The following is an 18466-nucleotide window of genomic DNA, read 5'->3' on the forward strand; positions in this document are numbered from 1 at the left end:
ATCTCTCACTTTAGCTCTTTTATTGTTTTGAACCTTTTTATATAAAAAAATCTGATTAATATATTCAAAGAAGTTTTCTATTATGGTATTATCCAAGCAATTTCATTTTCTTGACATACTTTGCGTGATTCCTTTTTCTTTTAATGAATACAGATACTGCTTCATTTGATATTACCAGCCTTGATTAGAGTGTAAAGTTAGATTTGTATTGTTAGGTGTTTTTTTTTAAACTTTTTTAAGCATCATAACTACTTGACTAAATAAATCAATTATTTGGTAATAAATACAATTTCTCTCTAGATACATTAAATTTGGTTATATCAGTTGCTTATTTTTGATTTGGAGATGAGGCTTTAAAACTAATTCTACACATTCTAATTTGAATGCATAATCAATTTGATTTTTCTTTCCATAAAAATGCCCCAAATAGTGTCTAAACTTTTTGGGGCAGTCTATATCAGAGCTTTTTTCTTATTTATTCATGTGTTGAATTTCGTAAATAAAAGTATCTAAATCAACATTTAACACTAATAAAGATAGTGCTTTGTCTACGATATAGTTTACATTACTAGGTGTAAAGCCTAGTGCTAAAGCAAAACGAATTAAAATTTGTTTTTGCTTTGGTCCTAAAACATGGTCAGCATAAACCATTCTTGCTAAATCATATAATCGTTCTAATCTATTTATGTGAAGAACTGGAGGATTAATTGGGTATTTAGTTGGGTTTTCCAAAATTTCTTCATATTCTGATGTAGAGATTTCAAGACGAGTAGCTAGTTTATCTAAGAACTCTTTTTCTTCTATAGTTAGTTCTCCATCTGATAAAGCAACTCTAACAATTGAAGAAAAATGACCTTTGTTTCTATTTTTGAATTCGTTATCAAATAAATCTGAAAATGACATATCGTTTTTTTTAAAAGTTGAACAAAATTACATATAATTTAGCGTTTAAAACAAGCAAAAAAATAAAAATTGACAGTTACTGAAATATTTATAATAAATTTTGTCAAGCTTTTCATAAAGCAATTTAATTTTCATAAAATAAATTGTATGTTTGAATTCTCCAAAAAAATAATAATTATGTCTCAATTTTGGTTGTATTTTAAAGTAGGTCTTACCCATGTTTTAGATATTCATGCTTACGATCATGTCTTGTTTTTAATTGCTTTAATGGTGCCTTATGCTTTTAAGGATTGGAAAAGAATTTTTGTGTTAGTTTCTTTATTTACATTAGGTCATACATTGTCATTGCTTCTGTCAGTTTTTGGGATTGTTTCGGTTAAGGCTTCTTTAGTAGAGTTTTTAATTCCTATTACGATTTTGTTAACAGCCGTTTTTCATCTTTTTACTGCTGGAAAATCTTCTAAAAATGAGAGTATTACTTTCGTAGCTGTAATAACATTATTCTTTGGAATAATTCATGGATTAGGGTTTTCAAATTATTTTAAAACAATCTTACCAGGAAAGGCTTCAGATAAGTTACTTCCTCTATTAGAATTTGCTTTAGGAATTGAATGTGCTCAAATCATCGTAGTTTTTGTAGTACTTATTTTAGCATATATAGTCCAAACTTTCTTTAGGTTTTCAAAAAGAGATTGGGCACTAGTTATGTCAGCTTTTATAATAGGTGTAGTTATTCCAATGATTATTGGAAGTGAAATTTGGAATAGATAAATGGGACAAAAAAAATTAAAATACGATAAGGCATATTTGAGAATTGCAAAAGAATGGAGTCAACTGTCATATTGTAAGCGAAAACAAGTTGGCGCAATTATTGTTAAGGATAGAATGATAATATCTGATGGTTACAATGGAACACCTACAGGTTTTGAAAATTGTTGTGAAGATGAAAGCGGATTAACAAAATGGTATGTGCTTCATGCAGAAGCAAATGCTATTTTAAAAGTAGCCAGATCCACTCAATCTTGCGAAAATGCAACTTTGTATATTACTTTGTCACCATGTAAAGATTGTAGTAAATTAATACATCAATCAGGAATTAAAAGAGTAGTGTATCATGAAGAATATAAAGATACTTCTGGTGTTGATTTTTTAAGAAAAGCGGGTGTAGAAGTTGAATTATTAGAAGATTTAAATTAAAAATATGAAAATGAATAAAATATATTTTCCGATAATTATTGCCATTGCTATTGCGATAGGTTTACTATTGGGAAGTAAATTAAATTCATTTAATAATCCTGATTTTTTAAGTAAAAACCTAAAAAGAAATAAACTTAATAAGTTAATTGATTTTATTGACAGGGAATATGTAGATGATATAAATACAGACTCAATTGTAGATTTAACAGTAAATGGAATACTCGAAAATTTAGATCCGCATTCTGTATATATTAGTAAGCGAGATTTAAAATCGGTTACCGAGAATATGAAAGGTGATTTTGTCGGAATTGGAGTTAATTTTTATGTATATAATGATACTGTTGCTGTTATAAAACCTATAAAAAACGGACCTTCGGAAAGAGCTGGCATTAGACCAGGAGATAGAATTTTATTTGCAGATAATTATCAATTATACAATAAGAAGATTCAGAATGACAGTTTGTTTTCCAAATTGAAAGGAGAAAAAGGTTCCACGGTCTTAATAACCGTTTTTAGAAAAGCTACTAATGAGAAACTAAAGATTAAGGTTAAAAGAGATATCATTCCTATAAAAAGTGTAGATATCGCTTTAAAAGTTTCAGATGAAGTAGGTTATATAAAAATTAACAGATTTGCTGAAACTACTTATGATGAATTTTATAAAGCATTACTTTCTCTTAAAAGACAAGGAATTAAAGAACTAGTTATTGATCTTAGAGATAATGGTGGTGGTTATTTAGAAATGGCTGTTGCTATTGCAGATGAAATTCTTAAAGACAAAGAATTAGTTGTAAAGACAAAGAATAAAAAAGGAACAGAAGATAAAACTTATGCAACCTCAAAAGGAGATTTTGAGAACGGAAAAGTATATATTTTAATCAATGAAAATAGTGCTTCTGCAAGTGAAATTTTAGCTGGAGCTGTTCAGGATAATGATAGAGGAGTTGTTTTAGGGAGACGTTCTTTTGGAAAAGGGTTAGTACAACGTGAAATGCCATTAGGTGATGGTTCTGCAGTACGGTTAACTATTGCTCGCTATTTTACTCCTTCAGGACGTTCTATACAAAAAGCTTACGAAGATAAAGGGGATGCTTATTTTAACGAATTTGAAAAGCGTTTTCAAAGTGGTGAATTGTATGAAGCAGATAGCATAAAAGTAGCAGATAGCTTAAAATTTAGGACTAAAAAAGGTAGAGTGGTTTATGGTGGAGGTGGAATTACTCCAGATGTTTTTGTTCCTTTTGAAGCAAAACATGGAGAAGAAGCTACTTTAATGATTATGCAATCGGGAGTGGTAAGCTATTTTGTTTTTGAACAATTAGATAAGAAGAGAGCGTTTTTTAATGAACTTAATTTTAAAACGTTAAAATCGGAAGTCTTAGAAAAAGACAATTATCTAGATGCTTTTAAACAATATATTTCTGAAAGTGGTATTCTGTTGAATTTTTCTGATAAGGAAAAAATAAAAAAATACTTGTATGCCGAATTTGTAAAGCAACTTTTTGACGACAATAGCTATTATGAAATTATTCTTTCCGAAGACGCTATGATTAAAAAGGTTTTAGAAATGAATGCTAATGATAAATAAAAATACACTTCTTTTTTTTACCCTTTGTTTTTCTTATTTTATTTTTAGCCAAAATATTGGTGCAACTGAAATAAATCCTGTTTTAATTTCTTCTTGGGAAGAATCAGATTTAGAAAAATATGAAGGAATGTACCATTTTGGAGAAGGTGATGGTTCTAATCTTATTCTTTTAGTAAATGATGATAAAATTACTATTCAAATAAGAGAAACTAGATATTGGTCAGAAGGTGGTTGTGCTATTGAATCTGGTCTAACACAATTGTCTGAGCTAGAATTAAAATGGGAATACAAAAACTTAACAAATGTTAAGATTATAAATGGGAAATTGTTTTCCAACGAATATTCGGGTGAATTTGTAACATACAAAGAAGATTTAAAAACCTATTTTGGATTAAAGATCAATAATCCTTGGAATACATGGATTGGTAAAAACAGATATGAAATTGGCATAAAAAACATAAATTTAGATTTGAAAGAATATTTTTTTGGTCAATTTCCAAATGTTTCTATTTCGTTTTTAAATAGGGAAGAATTAGCATCTTTATTTGATAACAATGATTTGGCTTTAATGCGAAATGAAATTTTTGCTAGATATGGCTATAAATTTAATAAAAATGGAAAATTTGATATTCATTTTAAAAATCAAAATTGGTACCAACCAAAATATAAAGATGTCAAACCTTTTTTAACAGAGATTGAATTGCATAATATAGCAATAATCAAAGAAATTGAAGAAAGTAGAAAAGAAAACACATATATTCCTGAATTTCCTGAAAAAAATAAAAGGATAGTTTTAACTGCAAAACAAGATAATCTTTCAATTGCACTGGTAGTTAAAAGAATAAATGAGAAAACTATCGAGTATTCTATTGAAATGGTTGAGTCTGGTAAAAATAATTACACTAAGAAAGGATTTGCATCTGTTTCTGATGGTCCTTATTTGGGTTCTGAATCAGATGAAAGTTCGGTTTCTGGAATCTCTTATTTTTGTGACGAATATATAGATACTAATGGGGATTGTTATATTAACATTAGACTTGGAAAAGAAGAAGAATCTGGAAATCATCTTTTAGGAAAAATTATTAAAAATTGTAATGATAAAATAAAAGATATTACTTTAGATAATTTTCCTACATTAATTGAAAAGTAACTATTTCTCTAAAACATCATGAATTTGGGCATGATTGCCACTATTCCATAAAGTTAAAATATCACCAGCAACACTTGCACCGCTTCCTGCTGCAATTGATAACTGACTTCTATGTCCTGCTAAAGTTCCACAAACATAAATTCCTTCAGCAACTAAATGATCGTCGTTTTGTAATTGAATTCTGTTTTTTATGGCAAGGGCTTTTTTATGAGGAATCACATGATTTTCTAACCCTTCAATTAAAAAAGGATTTCCAGAACCTATTGCAATTACTATTATTTTAGAATGATAAACATTTTTGTTAGTTATAATAGAAAAGTTATCATTTGAACCTTCTATTTTTAATACTTTTTCATTGAATAGTTGGTTAACATGAGGATAAATTTTTCCCAAATGATCCAGACTTTCAGTTAATAATTCAGAGCCTAATTTTCCTGGTGAAATACCATAAGCATTATTGAAAACTGCATTTTGTAAAGAAGAAGCTTTTTGATGAGCTATAATGCCTATTTTTTTATTTAAAGCAAATTCTTTGTATTGTGCAGAGCCTAAAATTAAAGCACAAGAAACTCCAGAAACTCCACCACCAATAATTAATACATCAAACATAGTAAACAACAAAATTAATTTTTTGAATTATCAAACTTTTTATCTTTTCGTTTTTTCTTCTATTTTTTTAGATACTAAAAAAATTAACATCAAAACAATAGCACAAAAACCAGAAACTATTCCTATTAAAGCTATAGTACTATTTCCTTCAAGAGGAGATTCAAAATTAATTTTTGTTGCATTAAATATAATCAACGCAAGTGCTAAAATGATTACAACAATACTAAATATTTTCATTTTTATATGAGATAAAAGGGTTTAAATGAATAACTGTTTTACATTGGCTCCAAATAATTTCACAGAAATAGCTAAAAGGATAATACCAAATATTTTTCGAATAATACCTAATCCGTTAGGCCCTAATATTTTTTCAATTTTACCAGATAATTTTAATACAATATAAACTACTATAACATTGATTATAATCGCAATAATGATATTAATTTTAGCATATTCAGAACGTAATGATAACAAAGTTGTCATAGTTCCAGCTCCTGCTATTAATGGAAAAGCGATAGGGACAATAGAAGCTGTTGTCGGGTTATCTTCTTTGTACAAACGAATGCCTAAAATCATTTCGAGTGCTAAAAAAAATAAAACAAACGAACCAGCAACTGCAAATGAATTAGCATCAATGCCTATTAATTTTAAAATTTCTTCTCCTAAAAAAAGAAAAGCAATCATAATTATTGCAGCAACTATTGTGGCTTTTTCAGATTGAATATGTCCAATCTTACTTCGAAGATCTACAATAATAGGAATACTGCCTATAATATCTATTACTGCAAACAAAATCATGCTTACAGTAAAAATATCTCTCCAATTTATCAGCTCAGTAAAATTCATGCGACAAAGATATGAATAAGTAATAAAGAAATATAAGAATGCTTTATGAAACTAGTATTCATTTAATGGAATCAAACACTTATCTTTGCAAATTAATAGTATAGTTTATGTTTCAGTTAAATAAAACCATAGTTTCAGAAGAAATCTTAGAAAAAGAATTTGTATGCAATTTATCTGCTTGTAAAGGAGCTTGTTGTGTAGATGGAGATGCTGGAGCTCCTTTAGATGAAGCAGAAACAAAAATACTACAAGAGATTTATCCAAAAGTAAAACCGTTTCTTCGTCCAGAAGGAATCAAAGCAATTGAAGAACAAGGAACATTTGTTACAGGAGAAGATGGAGAATTTGAGACTACTTTAATTGATGGTAAAGACTGTGCTTATGTTATATTTGATAAACAAACTGCTCTTTGTGGAATTGAGCAAGCTTATAATCAAGGAATAATTGATTGGAAAAAACCAGTTTCGTGTCATTTGTATCCTATTCGTGTTAAAGAATATTCCGATTTTGCAGCTGTTAATTATCACAAATGGCATATTTGTTCCGATGCATGTTCTCTTGGGAAAGAATTAGAAGTTCCAATCTATAAATTTGTTAAAGAAGCCTTAGTTCGAAAGTTTGGAACACAATGGTATGACGAGTTGGAAAAAGTAGCCCAAGATTTAAAAAAATAACTTCTTTTTTTAATGCAAATAAATGCTTCTTAGCAAATGTATTTACTGCTGTTCACGAGTATTTTACAGTTGTTTCAATAAATTGTAAATACTTGTATTTCAAAGACTTAAAAAATATTTTTTGAGTAAGAAAATTTGTACTCGTTGTTAAAAACTTGCTGTAATTGTGAATAAGTTTGCCTTTTATTTTCCATTACAAATTGCAAACTTTGTAAACTCTAATTAAGGCAATAAATCTATAATTTAATACGTTTAAACTAAAAACAATTATGTCGGCAGTAGAACCAATATTACAAGAAAACAAAGATCGTTTCGTTATTTTTCCTATCAAACACCATGATATTTGGGAATGGTATAAAAAAATGGAAGCAAGTTTTTGGACTGCTGAAGAGATAGATTTACATCAAGATATAACCGATTGGAATACAAAATTAAACGATGATGAGAAATATTTCATCAAGCATATTTTAGCATTTTTTGCTGCATCAGATGGAATTGTGAACGAAAATTTAGCCGAAAATTTTGTAAATGAAGTACAATATGCTGAGGCAAAATTCTTTTATGGATTTCAAATCATGATGGAAAATATACATAGCGAAACGTATTCTTTATTAATTGATACTTATGTAAAAGATGAGGTCGAAAAAGATAAATTGTTCCATGCCATAGAAGTTTTTCCAGCCATTAAGAAAAAAGCAGAATGGGCATTAAAATGGATAGAATCAGATTCTTTTGCCGAACGTTTAATTGCGTTTGCGGCAGTAGAAGGAATTTTCTTTTCAGGTGCATTTTGTTCCATATTTTGGTTAAAAAAACGTGGTTTAATGCCAGGTTTAACCTTTTCAAACGAATTAATTTCACGTGATGAAGGAGTTCATTGTGATTTTGCAGTGCATTTACACAATCATCATCTTGTAAATAAAGTCTCAAAAGCAAGAATTAAAGAAATTATAATAGATGCGTTAACTATTGAAAGAGAATTTGTTACTGAGTCACTTCCTGTGAGTTTAATAGGAATGAATTCAGTTTTGATGACACAATATTTAGAATTTGTTACCGATAGACTGTTAGTAGAATTAGAATGTGAAAGAGAATATAATGCTTCAAATCCATTCGATTTTATGGACATGATATCACTTCAAGGAAAAACAAATTTCTTTGAAAAACGAGTAGCAGAATATCAAAAAGCTGGAGTAATGAACAGTGGTGATTCTGAATCAGGAAAAATTAGTTTTGATGCTGATTTTTAATTCTTTCTGAAACTTCTCCTGAATTTTTCAGTGTTTCAGAGTCTTATTGTAAAAACAAATAAACATATTGTTTACCTACAACAATATAATTTAAATATTTAGAAGCGAATCTTAGGGAAAAAAATAAAACTTTGTTCCTGCTGTTCGTTCCAATCTTTTATTTTTTCAATTAAAAAATAAAAGGATTTCCACTTCCATCAGGGCTAGGAAGTAAAGTATAGTCTTAGCAATTAACCAAACAATAAAAAAAATTGTAATATGAATGTAGTAAAAAGAGACGGCAGGAGAGAGCCAGTAATGTTTGACAAAATTACTGACAGAATTAGATTTTTATGCTATGAATTGAATGAATTGGTCGACCCAGTTAAAGTTGCCATGCGAGTAATTGAAGGATTATATGATGGAGTTACCACTTCAGAATTAGATAATTTAGCAGCAGAAACCGCAGCTTCAATGACTATTACACACCCTGATTATGCGCAATTAGCAGCTCGTATTGCAGTTTCTAATCTTCATAAAAACACCACAAAGTCATTCTCTGAAACCATGACAGAGATGTATCATTATGTAAATCCTAGAACTAATCAAGAAGCTCCTTTGCTTTCTGATGAAGTATATCAGGTAATCATGGAAAATGCAGAAAAATTAGATTCAACTATTATATATAATCGTGATTTTAACTACGATTACTTTGGTTTTAAAACTTTAGAACGTTCCTATTTGTTAAAAATAAACGGTAAAATCGTAGAGCGTCCACAACACATGTTAATGCGTGTATCTGTAGGGATTCATTTAAATGATATTGATTCAGCAATTGAAACGTATGAATTAATGTCTAAGAAATTCTTTACACATGCAACACCTACATTATTCAACGCTGGAACGCCAAAACCACAAATGTCATCTTGCTTCTTGTTAACTATGAAAGATGATAGTATAGATGGTATTTATGATACTTTAAAACAAACAGCTAAGATCTCACAATCTGCTGGTGGAATTGGTCTTTCAATTCATAATGTGAGAGCGACAGGTTCTTATATTCGTGGAACTAATGGAACATCAAATGGTATTGTTCCTATGTTGCGTGTATTCAACGATACAGCACGTTATGTTGATCAAGGTGGAGGAAAACGTAAAGGTAGTTTTGCTATTTATATTGAACCTTGGCATGCTGATATCTTCGATTTCTTAGATTTGAAAAAAAATACTGGAAAAGAAGAAATGCGCGCAAGAGATTTGTTCTTCGCTATGTGGATGTGTGATTTATTCATGAAACGAGTGGAAGAAGATGGAAAATGGACTTTAATGTGTCCTAATGAGTGCCCTGGATTATATGATGTGTATGGAGAGGAATTTGAAACTATGTACACCGATTATGAAAAGGCAGGAAAAGGAAGAAAAACAATCAAAGCACGTGAACTTTGGGAAAAAATATTAGAATCGCAAATAGAGACTGGTACACCATATATGTTGTACAAAGACGCTGCGAATAGGAAATCAAATCAAAAGAATTTAGGAACAATTCGTTCTTCTAATTTATGTACTGAAATCTTAGAATATACTTCTGAAGATGAAATTGCAGTATGTAACTTAGCTTCTATTTCACTACCAATGTTTGTTGAAGATGGAGCGTTTAATCACCAATTCTTATTTGATGTCACCAAAAGAATTACACGTAACCTAAACAAAGTAATTGACAGAAATTATTATCCTGTAAAAGAAGCAGAAAACTCAAATCTTCGTCATAGACCTGTTGGTTTAGGAGTTCAAGGTTTAGCAGATGCTTTTATTTTATTGAGAATGCCATTTACAAGTGATGAAGCTAAAAAATTAAATCAAGAAATTTTTGAAACAATTTATTTTGCTGCGGTAACTGCTTCAATGGAACTAGCAGTTGAAGAAGGACCGTATTCGACTTTTGAAGGTTCACCTATTTCTAAAGGAGAATTTCAGTATAATATGTGGGGCTTAAAAGATGAAGAATTGTCAGGAAGATGGGATTGGGCTTCTTTACGTAAAGAAGTAATGGAAAAAGGAGTGCGTAACTCTTTATTATTGGCACCAATGCCAACAGCTTCTACTTCTCAGATTTTAGGAAATAATGAGGCATTCGAACCATATACTTCAAATGTATATACTCGTAGAGTATTATCAGGAGAGTTTATTGTAGTGAATAAACATTTATTACATGATTTAGTAAATTTAGGTTTATGGAATGAAACGTTGAAACAAGAAATCATGAGAAATAATGGTTCGGTTCAAAATATAGATGTTATTCCACAAGATATTAAAGAATTATATAAAACCGTTTGGGAATTAAGTATGAAAGACATTATTGACATGTCTCGTCAAAGAGGTTATTTTATTGATCAATCTCAGTCTTTAAACTTGTTCATGGAAGGTGCCACTATGGCAAAATTAACATCAATGCATTTCTACGCTTGGAAAAGTGGTTTAAAAACAGGAATGTATTATTTAAGAACAAAATCAGCAGTAGATGCAATTAAGTTTACCTTAAATAACGATAAAAAAGCAGCTCCAGTTCCAGTAGCAGTTGAAGTAGAACCTGAAATGTCAGTAGCAGAATTCAAAGCTATGATTGAACGCTCTAAAAATGCTGATCCAGATGATTGCGAAATGTGTGGTTCTTAAATAAAAAATTAAAGAGAGTAGAATATGTAAAACAGTCATTAACCAATGACTGTTTTTGTTTTATATAATTGCATTTCAATTCGTACCTTTGGTAAAAATATAATACATTATCACATGTCTAAAGAAAAAAAAGGAGTTTATACAGGAAAAATTGAGCAGGATGAGAAAGGAAATTTCTTCTGTGGAGAATATCTGTTAGATTATAAATATACGGTTGCAAAATTTAAAATAGGTGATGAAATAAATATCAAATCGGTAATTGAAAATCCAAGTGATATTAGCTATGATAAATATCCTAAGAAATCAAGAGATTTCTTTTTAGCAAATGATAAACCTTAATTCAAACTATTTTATTTCTTACTTCTAAACTTCAAATTTCTAATTTAAAATGATGCACTGGGAACAATTACTGTCTTTAAAAAGACAAGGTGATAAAGCAAAACGATTAAGAAAAGATCAGGATGATACTCGTCTAGGTTTTGAAGTGGATTATGATCGAATTATTTTCTCGTCTGCCTTTAGAAGTTTGCAAGATAAAACACAAGTAATTCCCTTGTCGAAAACTGATTTTGTTCACAATCGTTTGACACATAGTTTAGAGGTTTCGGTTGTAGGTCGTTCAATAGGTCGTTTGGTAGGGAAGCAAGTTATAGAAAAACATCCTTATTTGAAAGAAGTTCACGGTTATCACATGAACGATTTTGGTGCTATAGTCGCTGCTGCTGCTTTGGCACATGATATTGGAAATCCTCCTTTTGGTCATTCTGGTGAAAAAGCAATTGGTGAGTATTTCAAAACAGGAAATGGGAATCAGTATAAGGAAAAATTAACCGATAAAGAATGGCAAGATTTAATTGATTTTGAAGGAAATGCAAATGGTTTTTCGGTCTTAGCAACTTCTAGAGAAGGAATTGAAGGTTCTTTACGTATATCTTATGCTACTTTAGGTGCTTTTATGAAATATCCAAAAGAAAGTTTGCCTAAAAAACCAACTGCAAAGATATGTGATAAAAAATATGGATTTTTTCAGCAAGACAAAGCTTTCTTTACTGATGTAGCACAAGAATTAGGGATGATTTCTAATAAAATAGGAAATGATATTGGATTTGAGCGTCATCCATTAGCATATTTGGTAGAAGCAGCCGATGATATTTGTTATACGATTATCGATTTTGAAGACGGAATTAATTTAGGATTAATTCAAGAAGAATTCGCATTAGAATACCTAATCAAATTGGTTAAAAATGGAATTGATACTAAAAAATACAATCAATTAACCACTAAGGAAGATCGAATTAGTTATTTGAGAGCTCTAGCTATTGGAAGTTTAATTAGCGATGCGGTTAAAGTCTTTATGGAAAATGAAGAAGCTATTTTAAAAGGAGAATTTCCATATTCTTTAATGGATAAGAGTCAATACATTGCTCAAATGAATGATATTATTCAAATTAGTATTAAGAATGTGTACCAATGTAAAGAAGTGGTTCAAAAAGAAGTGGTAGGGTATAAAATTATAAATACTTTATTAGATAAATTTTGTACAGCTTACCATAATAAGATAGAAGGAAAAGCGTCTAATTATGATACAATAATTCTAAAATTATTACCAGAAAGATTTTTGCATCAAAAGGAAAATGTATATGATCAATTATTACATATTTGTCATTTTGTTTCTCTTTTAACCGATGGAAAAGCTCTTCAAATGTATAATATTATTGAAGGAAACCCTAATTAAAGTCTGCTTTTAAGGTGAAAGGGTTTTTATGTTTTTTTTTACTTTTCTTTTTTTGGGGTGAAGCCCAATATAAAATTAAGCAATACAGTACATTAAATAGTAATTTGCCTCATGATTTATGTTATGGTTTAGAGCAAGATGATAACGGATTTATTTGGATTGGTACTGATGACGGATTAGCTCGATTTAATGGTTCTAGTTTTAAAAATTATACATCCAAAGACGGTCTTTTCTCCAATTATGTTATAGATATTACCACTTACGCTAAAGATACTTTGGCTTTGGTTACTTGGGGAGGAGGAATGCAACTCTTAGTAGAAGATCGATTTATAAATGTAGGTGAAAAACTCAAGCTAAATAAAATTAAAAAGTTTGACGAAGGCCTTTTTACTAAAGGTGTTGATTATGTTTTTTATCAGGATAAAGTTGCAAAAAGGAAAGAATTCATTTTTTTAAATAATGAGCGTATTGTTGTTGCAACCAAAAAACAAAATCTTGATGTAAAAAACTGTTATCCTAATTTTGAAGTTGTTAATGACCAACTTTATTTCTTCAGTGATTTTAATGAAGCTAATCCCTTTAGAGGAATTTATAAGTTTGAGAATGAAGCTTTAACGAAAGAATTTCTCTTTTTAAATGATTATGAAATTACTGGTTTTGGTGCTATTGATGCCACTTCCTATTTTGCCACTTTTCAAGACAAAATGGTTTTCTTTACTGCAAAAGGTATTAAAAGAGTAGAATTGATTCCACAAAAAAATTGCCATATCAAGAAAGCGATTTATAAAGAGGGTGTTTTAGCCATGATACTTTATAATTTGATTACTAAAAAAGAAGAATTGTTCATTTATGATTTGAAGCTTAAAAAACAACAATTAATTCAATCTACAACTATTGAAAATCAATTAATAAGTGATGTTCTTTTAGATGTTGAAGGAAATATTTGGGTAAGTACGTATGGAGCAGGTTTGTTTAAAATTTTTAAAGAAGACATTTATATTGCAAATCATAATATTACTTCTGAAAATGTCATTGATGTTTTTGAAGGCAATCAAAAAGTATATTTTATTGCAGCGCATAAGCTGTTTCAAATTGATAAAACAACACAAAAAATAGATTCTATTACTGTTGATGAAGAATTATGGCGTTTTGGAACTAATTCCAATGAAAATAAAAAAATTAGAATTTTTAAACGCAGTAGTAGTAATGATATTCATGAAGTTAAGATTTTTGATAACTTGTGTATTACGAATCAAAAGCCTGATAGTGTTGCAAACAAAGTAATTCGAACGATTTTTATTGAGTACAGTATCACTATCGAATCTAAGGGAATAAAAAGAAAATATTTACTTAAAAATAAAATAAGAAAGGTTCTCTTAAAAGATAATAAGGTGTATATAGCAACTACAAACGGATTACTTATTTATGATGTGAATACTAATACATTTAAATTGCTATTAGGTACTAATAAAGATCAAGCGAATAACGATATTAAAGATCTTGCTTTTATTGATAATAAACTTTGGATGGCTACCTCAAAAGGATTATTAACATTGGAAAACGATAAAATCATTAATTATTCTAAAGGGAATCAATTGTTAGAAGCAGGACTAAACTCATTATGTATTGATCACCATCAAGTCATTTGGTTAGCCACACAAAAAGGTTTTTCAATTTTTAAGGATAATGAATTTTATAACTTTTTTTATAAGGATAAGGAGGTTTCGACATTTACCCAGAAAGTGTATGAAGATACAAACAATAACATTTGGATAATTGGAAACAAAGGAGTTTTAAAGGTAAATAACCAAAACAAGTTTCAATCTAGAGAAAAACCAAAAATAAACGTAATACAGAAAGGTTTGGTTTTTAATGTTGATGCTATTTCTTTTTCCAAAATTGAGATTTTAAAAGAGTATAAAGTAAATCAGGAAGGTTGGCAAAAACTTACGGAAACAGAACTAGATTTTAAAAATTTTCAATATGGAAAATATACCCTTCAGTTTAGAAGTAGAATGCTCAATTCGGATTGGGGATACTCAAAAAAATACATCTTAAACATTAAAGTTCCTTGGTATAAGCAATCGTGGAGTTTGTTGTTAATTGTTTTTTTATCTGGAGCTATAGTTATTGGAGTTATATACATTCGCTTAAAACATGTTCAAAAAAGAAATCAATTTTTACAAGCTACTATTTTAAAAAATGAAACATTGCAAACTGAGTTAAGCAGTGTAAGAGAGAATGTTGCACAAGATTTTCATGATGAATTAGGAAATAAATTAGCAGGAATAACCGTGCTATCTGGGATGATAATAGAAGATGAAAAATTTAAAAAAACAGATTGGTTCAAACAATTGGAGCGCATCAATAAAGATGCACAAGAACTGTATTTTGGAATTAAAGATTTTATTTGGAGTATCGATAGTAAAAATGACGATTTAAACGAATTGATTTTTTATCTGAAAGATTTTGGCGAAGAATTATTTGCTTCAACTAAAATTGAATTCAATATTGAAATTAATATCGATAATACAACAATAAAATTGCCTTATTATTGGTCGAGACAACTTTTATTGTTGTTTAAAGAAGCCATGACAAATACCTTAAAATATTCTGAAGCTACTCACTGTGTTTTGAAAATAAAAATGAAAAAGAATAAACTAAAAATAATCTTTTCAGATAATGGAAAAGGATTTGATAGTACGGCTTTAAAACGAAAAAACGGATTATTAAACATGCATAAAAGAGCTAATAAAATTGAAGGTTATCTCACAATTGAAGGGATAAACGGAACTGAAATAACTTTTGTAAGTAAGCCAATATTTTAAATCAGAAGCGATAAACAAAGTAAACCTATAATTAAATAGGGAAGAAATAATAGTAATTCTAACTTATTCTCTTTAAAAAAAGAACGTATTGTTTTCATTTTATTGGAATTTGTGGCAGAACAAATTTTGTAAAAAGAAATAGATAAAAAATCACCCAAAAAGGGTGATTTTTTATTGAAAACAAAATTTCAAATTTGCACCAATTTTAAAAATAACAATTTATGAAAAAAATTACTTTATTAATCGTATTGTTTTTAATTAACTGCTTTGTTTTTGGGCAAACCTACCATACACAACATACAGATGCTAGTCATCTTACTTTTTCACCTCCTTTTTATAATTCAACTAATTATCAATTAAATTATTTGTATGAACAAAATACCTTATGGAGAGTAAATGCATCTGACAACACAAAAGTGTCTATTTTAACAGCTTCTTCTTTGCCTAATTTCTCTAATATAGTTGTAAATAATACTAACTTAGGTACAGGAACACATAATTTTGGAATAATTAAATCATCCGCTTCATCAAGTACGTCAACTTTTGAAAACTATTACTATTCAGGGAGTTATATTAGTACCGATTTTTTTAGTTTTGCAAGTACTAGAATTATTTCAGTAAGTAAAAAAAGTGAAACCGAATTTTATTTTTTAGATGATATTAACAAAACTATTTTTCTATATAATATAACAACCAAAACGAAAACACTAATTACTGATTATCCTAATACTTCTGATATAAGTAAAATCTTATATGTTAGTGATTATGATGCTATGTTTACTGTAAGAAATAATAGTATAACGAGAAGTAATTTAACAACTGGTATAGGAGGAACATTGGTTGCAAATTTGCCTGGAGTTGTTTCTTCTTTGTCCTATAATAATGGGTATGTGTTTTATTCTATTGAGGGTGATGCACAATCTGGAGGAGGAATTTATAGAGTTAATTTAAATACTTTTGAAGCACCTGTTAAATTTTGGGAACCAAATTCAGCAGATAATTTAGTGGGTTCGATAAGCTCTATTTCCTTTAATCGTAAAGATTATAATTCGCTAACAAAACTTTTTGTCTCTTTTTATGGAACGAATAAAGCGTATATTTCTTTTGATAATTCAGAATTGTTAGGTTCAAACAAGTTTGATCTTAACAATCAAATTTCAGTCTATCCAAATCCTGTAAATGATATTTTAAATGTAACTGTATCTAATGACCAAGAAATAGCAAAGATTGAGATACTTGCTTTAGATGGAAGAACTGTTCAAGAGGTTGCAACAGGTGCTTTTGTCAATTTGGAACATCTTTTGTCGGGTATTTATTTGGTAAAAATAACCTCTAAAGAAGGAAAAACAGGAATGCAAAGAATAATTAAAAAGTAAAAATTATTTTGTTTCTGTTTTTAGCACAAGCCATAGTTTTAACTATGGTTTTTGCTTTTGAAAATGACAGGTAAAATTGTGATACATTTGTAAAATAAATTTCACGCTAATTTAATAATGAAAAGAATTGTTTTAATTGAAGACTATGAATTGGTAAGAAACACTTACAAAGAAATGATTAATTCTACAGAAGATTTTGAAGTGGTAGGTGATTTTGAAAGCTGTGAAATAGCCATTCCTAAATTAGATGAATTACAGCCGGATATTTTGTTTATGGACATTAATTTATCAGGAATGAATGGAATTGAAGGAATCAAAATTATTAAAAAGCAATTTCCACAATTAGCTATTATTGTGGTTACTGTTAATGAAGAATCAAACTATGTTTTCGAAGCCTTATGTGCAGGAGCAGTAGGTTATATTACCAAAGTAAGTGGGAAACAAAAAATTTTAGAAGCATTAGTACAGCTGGATCAAGGTGGAGCGCCTATGAGTATTAAAATTGCTCGAATGGTTGTAGAATCTTTTCAAGAAAAAAAACTCAACGAACTTTCAGATCGGGAAAATGAAGTGGTAACTCTTTTAGCAAAAGGTAAAAGTTATGCGGCGATAGGTGAAGAATTAAATGTAAGTATTAATACGATTAAGACGCATGCTCGAAATATTTATGAAAAGCTACATGTAACTTCTAAAAATGAGGTCATCAAAGTGTATAATGCGGTAAGGAATAAGTAAAAACAGTTAAGTTTTACAAAAATCACCCGTTCAGGGTGATTTTTTTTGCTTTTTTACATCTTATTTTTGGGACAACAAATTTAAAAAATATGAAAATGCAGTCTATTAAAAAAGCATTGTATGCCTTCATGGCAACCCTGATGTTTATCTCGTGCAGTAAGGAAGATAACGAGGTAGAAGTGAGACAATTTGATCCTATTAAAGACAAAGCAATAGGAGAAGCTATTGCTTTGAGTAACGACAAAGGAATTCCTTTTCCAGAAGGGAGTAAAGTGTTTAAAAATGATGATGGAGTGTTTACTATTGTTTTACCAGAAAACATGTATTATTTGATTGCAAATGATACTCGATCAAGACAATTAAGTAAAGTAGCAGAAATTAGTGTACATTGCGATTGTACGCAAGGTACAGATTGTAGTCCTTTAAAAAAAGATGGGGTTTACTATTGTATAATGGCCTCTACCTGTAAAACGTGTGAAAGAAAGGTGTATTCTAACTCGAGAAGTGTAGTGCTAAAAGGAATAATTAATGTTAAAGAAGAGGTGTCGTTAATTAATACGTCTGATAAAAAGGAATATAAATGTATGAAAACAGAAGTACTTAATCTTCTAGAGGTAAAAACAGGGATAAATAATTTTTATTTAAAAATATATAATGGTAATATACCTGATTTTATAAAACAAAATAAAGAGATTTCTTCAAAAGAATATGTTTATGTAAAGGCAAATGTTTTTGGTTATACTATGGTTTTGCCTGTTTTAAGAAATTCAATTGAGTCTCATAATTCAAAAGAAATTGAGATAATAAGTAAAATAACATGTGATTGCGATTGGGGTACTGGTTGTGTTAAAAAAAGAGCTTTTGGAGGAGTCTATTGTGATTCAGGACCAGATTGTGCATCTTGTGTAATGTATGATAACTAA

The 18466-nt window shown here is 29.2% G+C and carries 17 protein-coding genes; 13 read left to right on the top strand and 4 right to left on the bottom strand.

What is annotated here, in order from left to right; genetic code table 11:
* Positions 1–471 precede the first annotated feature (471 nt).
* Entirely contained in the window at positions 472–903 is a 432-nt protein-coding gene (locus tag ACULEV_RS00005; RefSeq protein ID WP_445456641.1) for a tellurite resistance TerB family protein, read from the bottom strand.
* Positions 904–1080: 177 nt separating this feature from the next.
* Here ACULEV_RS00005 and ACULEV_RS00010 point away from each other — a divergent pair, with 177 nt between their 5' ends.
* Genes ACULEV_RS00010 through ACULEV_RS00025 form a run of 4 tightly spaced genes read left to right on the top strand, consistent with a single transcriptional unit; the run spans position 1081 to position 4838 of the window.
* Positions 1081–1674 carry a HupE/UreJ family protein gene (locus ACULEV_RS00010; RefSeq protein WP_445456642.1) on the top strand — a complete coding sequence of 198 codons (594 nt, stop codon included), beginning with the start codon at positions 1081–1083 and terminating at the stop codon, positions 1672–1674.
* On the top strand, positions 1675–2100 hold the full coding sequence (locus ACULEV_RS00015) for a deoxycytidylate deaminase (protein ID WP_445456643.1): 426 nt from the start codon (positions 1675–1677) through the stop codon (positions 2098–2100). It begins immediately after the preceding gene.
* A 4-nt stretch (positions 2101–2104) separates the two neighbouring features.
* Positions 2105–3688, top strand: coding sequence for a S41 family peptidase (locus ACULEV_RS00020; protein WP_445456644.1), 1584 nt, complete (start codon positions 2105–2107; stop codon positions 3686–3688).
* Complete coding sequence (locus tag ACULEV_RS00025) at positions 3678–4838, top strand: YARHG domain-containing protein (RefSeq protein ID WP_445456645.1); 1161 nt, start codon at positions 3678–3680, stop codon at positions 4836–4838. Before ACULEV_RS00020 ends, ACULEV_RS00025 begins: the two co-directional genes overlap by 11 nt.
* Here the strand turns inward: ACULEV_RS00025 and ACULEV_RS00030 are convergent, their stop codons facing one another.
* From ACULEV_RS00030 to ACULEV_RS00040, 3 genes are read right to left on the bottom strand one after another with little or no spacing between them, the layout of a single operon-like run.
* Positions 4839–5447 (bottom strand): FAD-dependent oxidoreductase, encoded by a 609-nt coding sequence (locus ACULEV_RS00030; RefSeq protein ID WP_445456646.1) that lies wholly within the window; start codon positions 5445–5447, stop codon positions 4839–4841.
* Positions 5448–5486: 39 nt separating this feature from the next.
* Positions 5487–5684 carry a hypothetical protein gene (locus tag ACULEV_RS00035; protein ID WP_445456647.1) on the bottom strand — a complete coding sequence of 66 codons (198 nt, stop codon included), beginning with the start codon at positions 5682–5684 and terminating at the stop codon, positions 5487–5489.
* Positions 5685–5705: 21 nt separating this feature from the next.
* Positions 5706–6293 (bottom strand): MarC family protein, encoded by a 588-nt coding sequence (locus tag ACULEV_RS00040; RefSeq protein WP_445456648.1) that lies wholly within the window; start codon positions 6291–6293, stop codon positions 5706–5708.
* A gap of 107 nt (positions 6294–6400) precedes the next feature.
* Between ACULEV_RS00040 and ACULEV_RS00045 the strand changes: the two genes are divergently transcribed.
* The 9 genes from ACULEV_RS00045 (at position 6401) to ACULEV_RS00085 (ending at position 18466) form a co-directional block, all read left to right on the top strand.
* Positions 6401–6967, top strand: a complete 567-nt coding sequence (locus ACULEV_RS00045; protein ID WP_445456649.1) for a DUF3109 family protein — start codon at positions 6401–6403, stop codon at positions 6965–6967.
* A gap of 269 nt (positions 6968–7236) precedes the next feature.
* A complete protein-coding gene (locus ACULEV_RS00050) occupies positions 7237–8217 on the top strand; it encodes a ribonucleotide-diphosphate reductase subunit beta (RefSeq protein ID WP_445456650.1) in 981 nt (326 codons plus the stop codon).
* A gap of 258 nt (positions 8218–8475) precedes the next feature.
* The gene (locus ACULEV_RS00055; protein WP_445456651.1) at positions 8476–10869 is read left to right on the top strand and encodes a ribonucleoside-diphosphate reductase subunit alpha; all 2394 of its coding nucleotides are present in this window, start codon (positions 8476–8478) and stop codon (positions 10867–10869) included.
* Between the two features lie 114 nt (positions 10870–10983).
* A complete protein-coding gene (locus ACULEV_RS00060) occupies positions 10984–11208 on the top strand; it encodes a hypothetical protein (protein WP_445456652.1) in 225 nt (74 codons plus the stop codon).
* 52 nt (positions 11209–11260) lie between these two features.
* The gene (gene dgt / locus ACULEV_RS00065) at positions 11261–12604 is read left to right on the top strand and encodes a dGTP triphosphohydrolase (RefSeq protein WP_445458565.1); all 1344 of its coding nucleotides are present in this window, start codon (positions 11261–11263) and stop codon (positions 12602–12604) included.
* A gap of 14 nt (positions 12605–12618) precedes the next feature.
* On the top strand, positions 12619–15432 hold the full coding sequence (locus ACULEV_RS00070; RefSeq protein ID WP_445456653.1) for a hypothetical protein: 2814 nt from the start codon (positions 12619–12621) through the stop codon (positions 15430–15432).
* 221 nt (positions 15433–15653) lie between these two features.
* Complete coding sequence (locus tag ACULEV_RS00075) at positions 15654–16808, top strand: T9SS type A sorting domain-containing protein (protein WP_445456654.1); 1155 nt, start codon at positions 15654–15656, stop codon at positions 16806–16808.
* A 117-nt stretch (positions 16809–16925) separates the two neighbouring features.
* Positions 16926–17543 carry a response regulator transcription factor gene (locus ACULEV_RS00080; RefSeq protein ID WP_445456655.1) on the top strand — a complete coding sequence of 206 codons (618 nt, stop codon included), beginning with the start codon at positions 16926–16928 and terminating at the stop codon, positions 17541–17543.
* A 95-nt stretch (positions 17544–17638) separates the two neighbouring features.
* Positions 17639–18466: a hypothetical protein gene (locus ACULEV_RS00085; protein WP_445456656.1), complete on the top strand. Its 828-nt coding sequence runs from the start codon at positions 17639–17641 to the stop codon at positions 18464–18466.

The organism is Flavobacterium sp. HNIBRBA15423 (assembly GCF_052655965.1).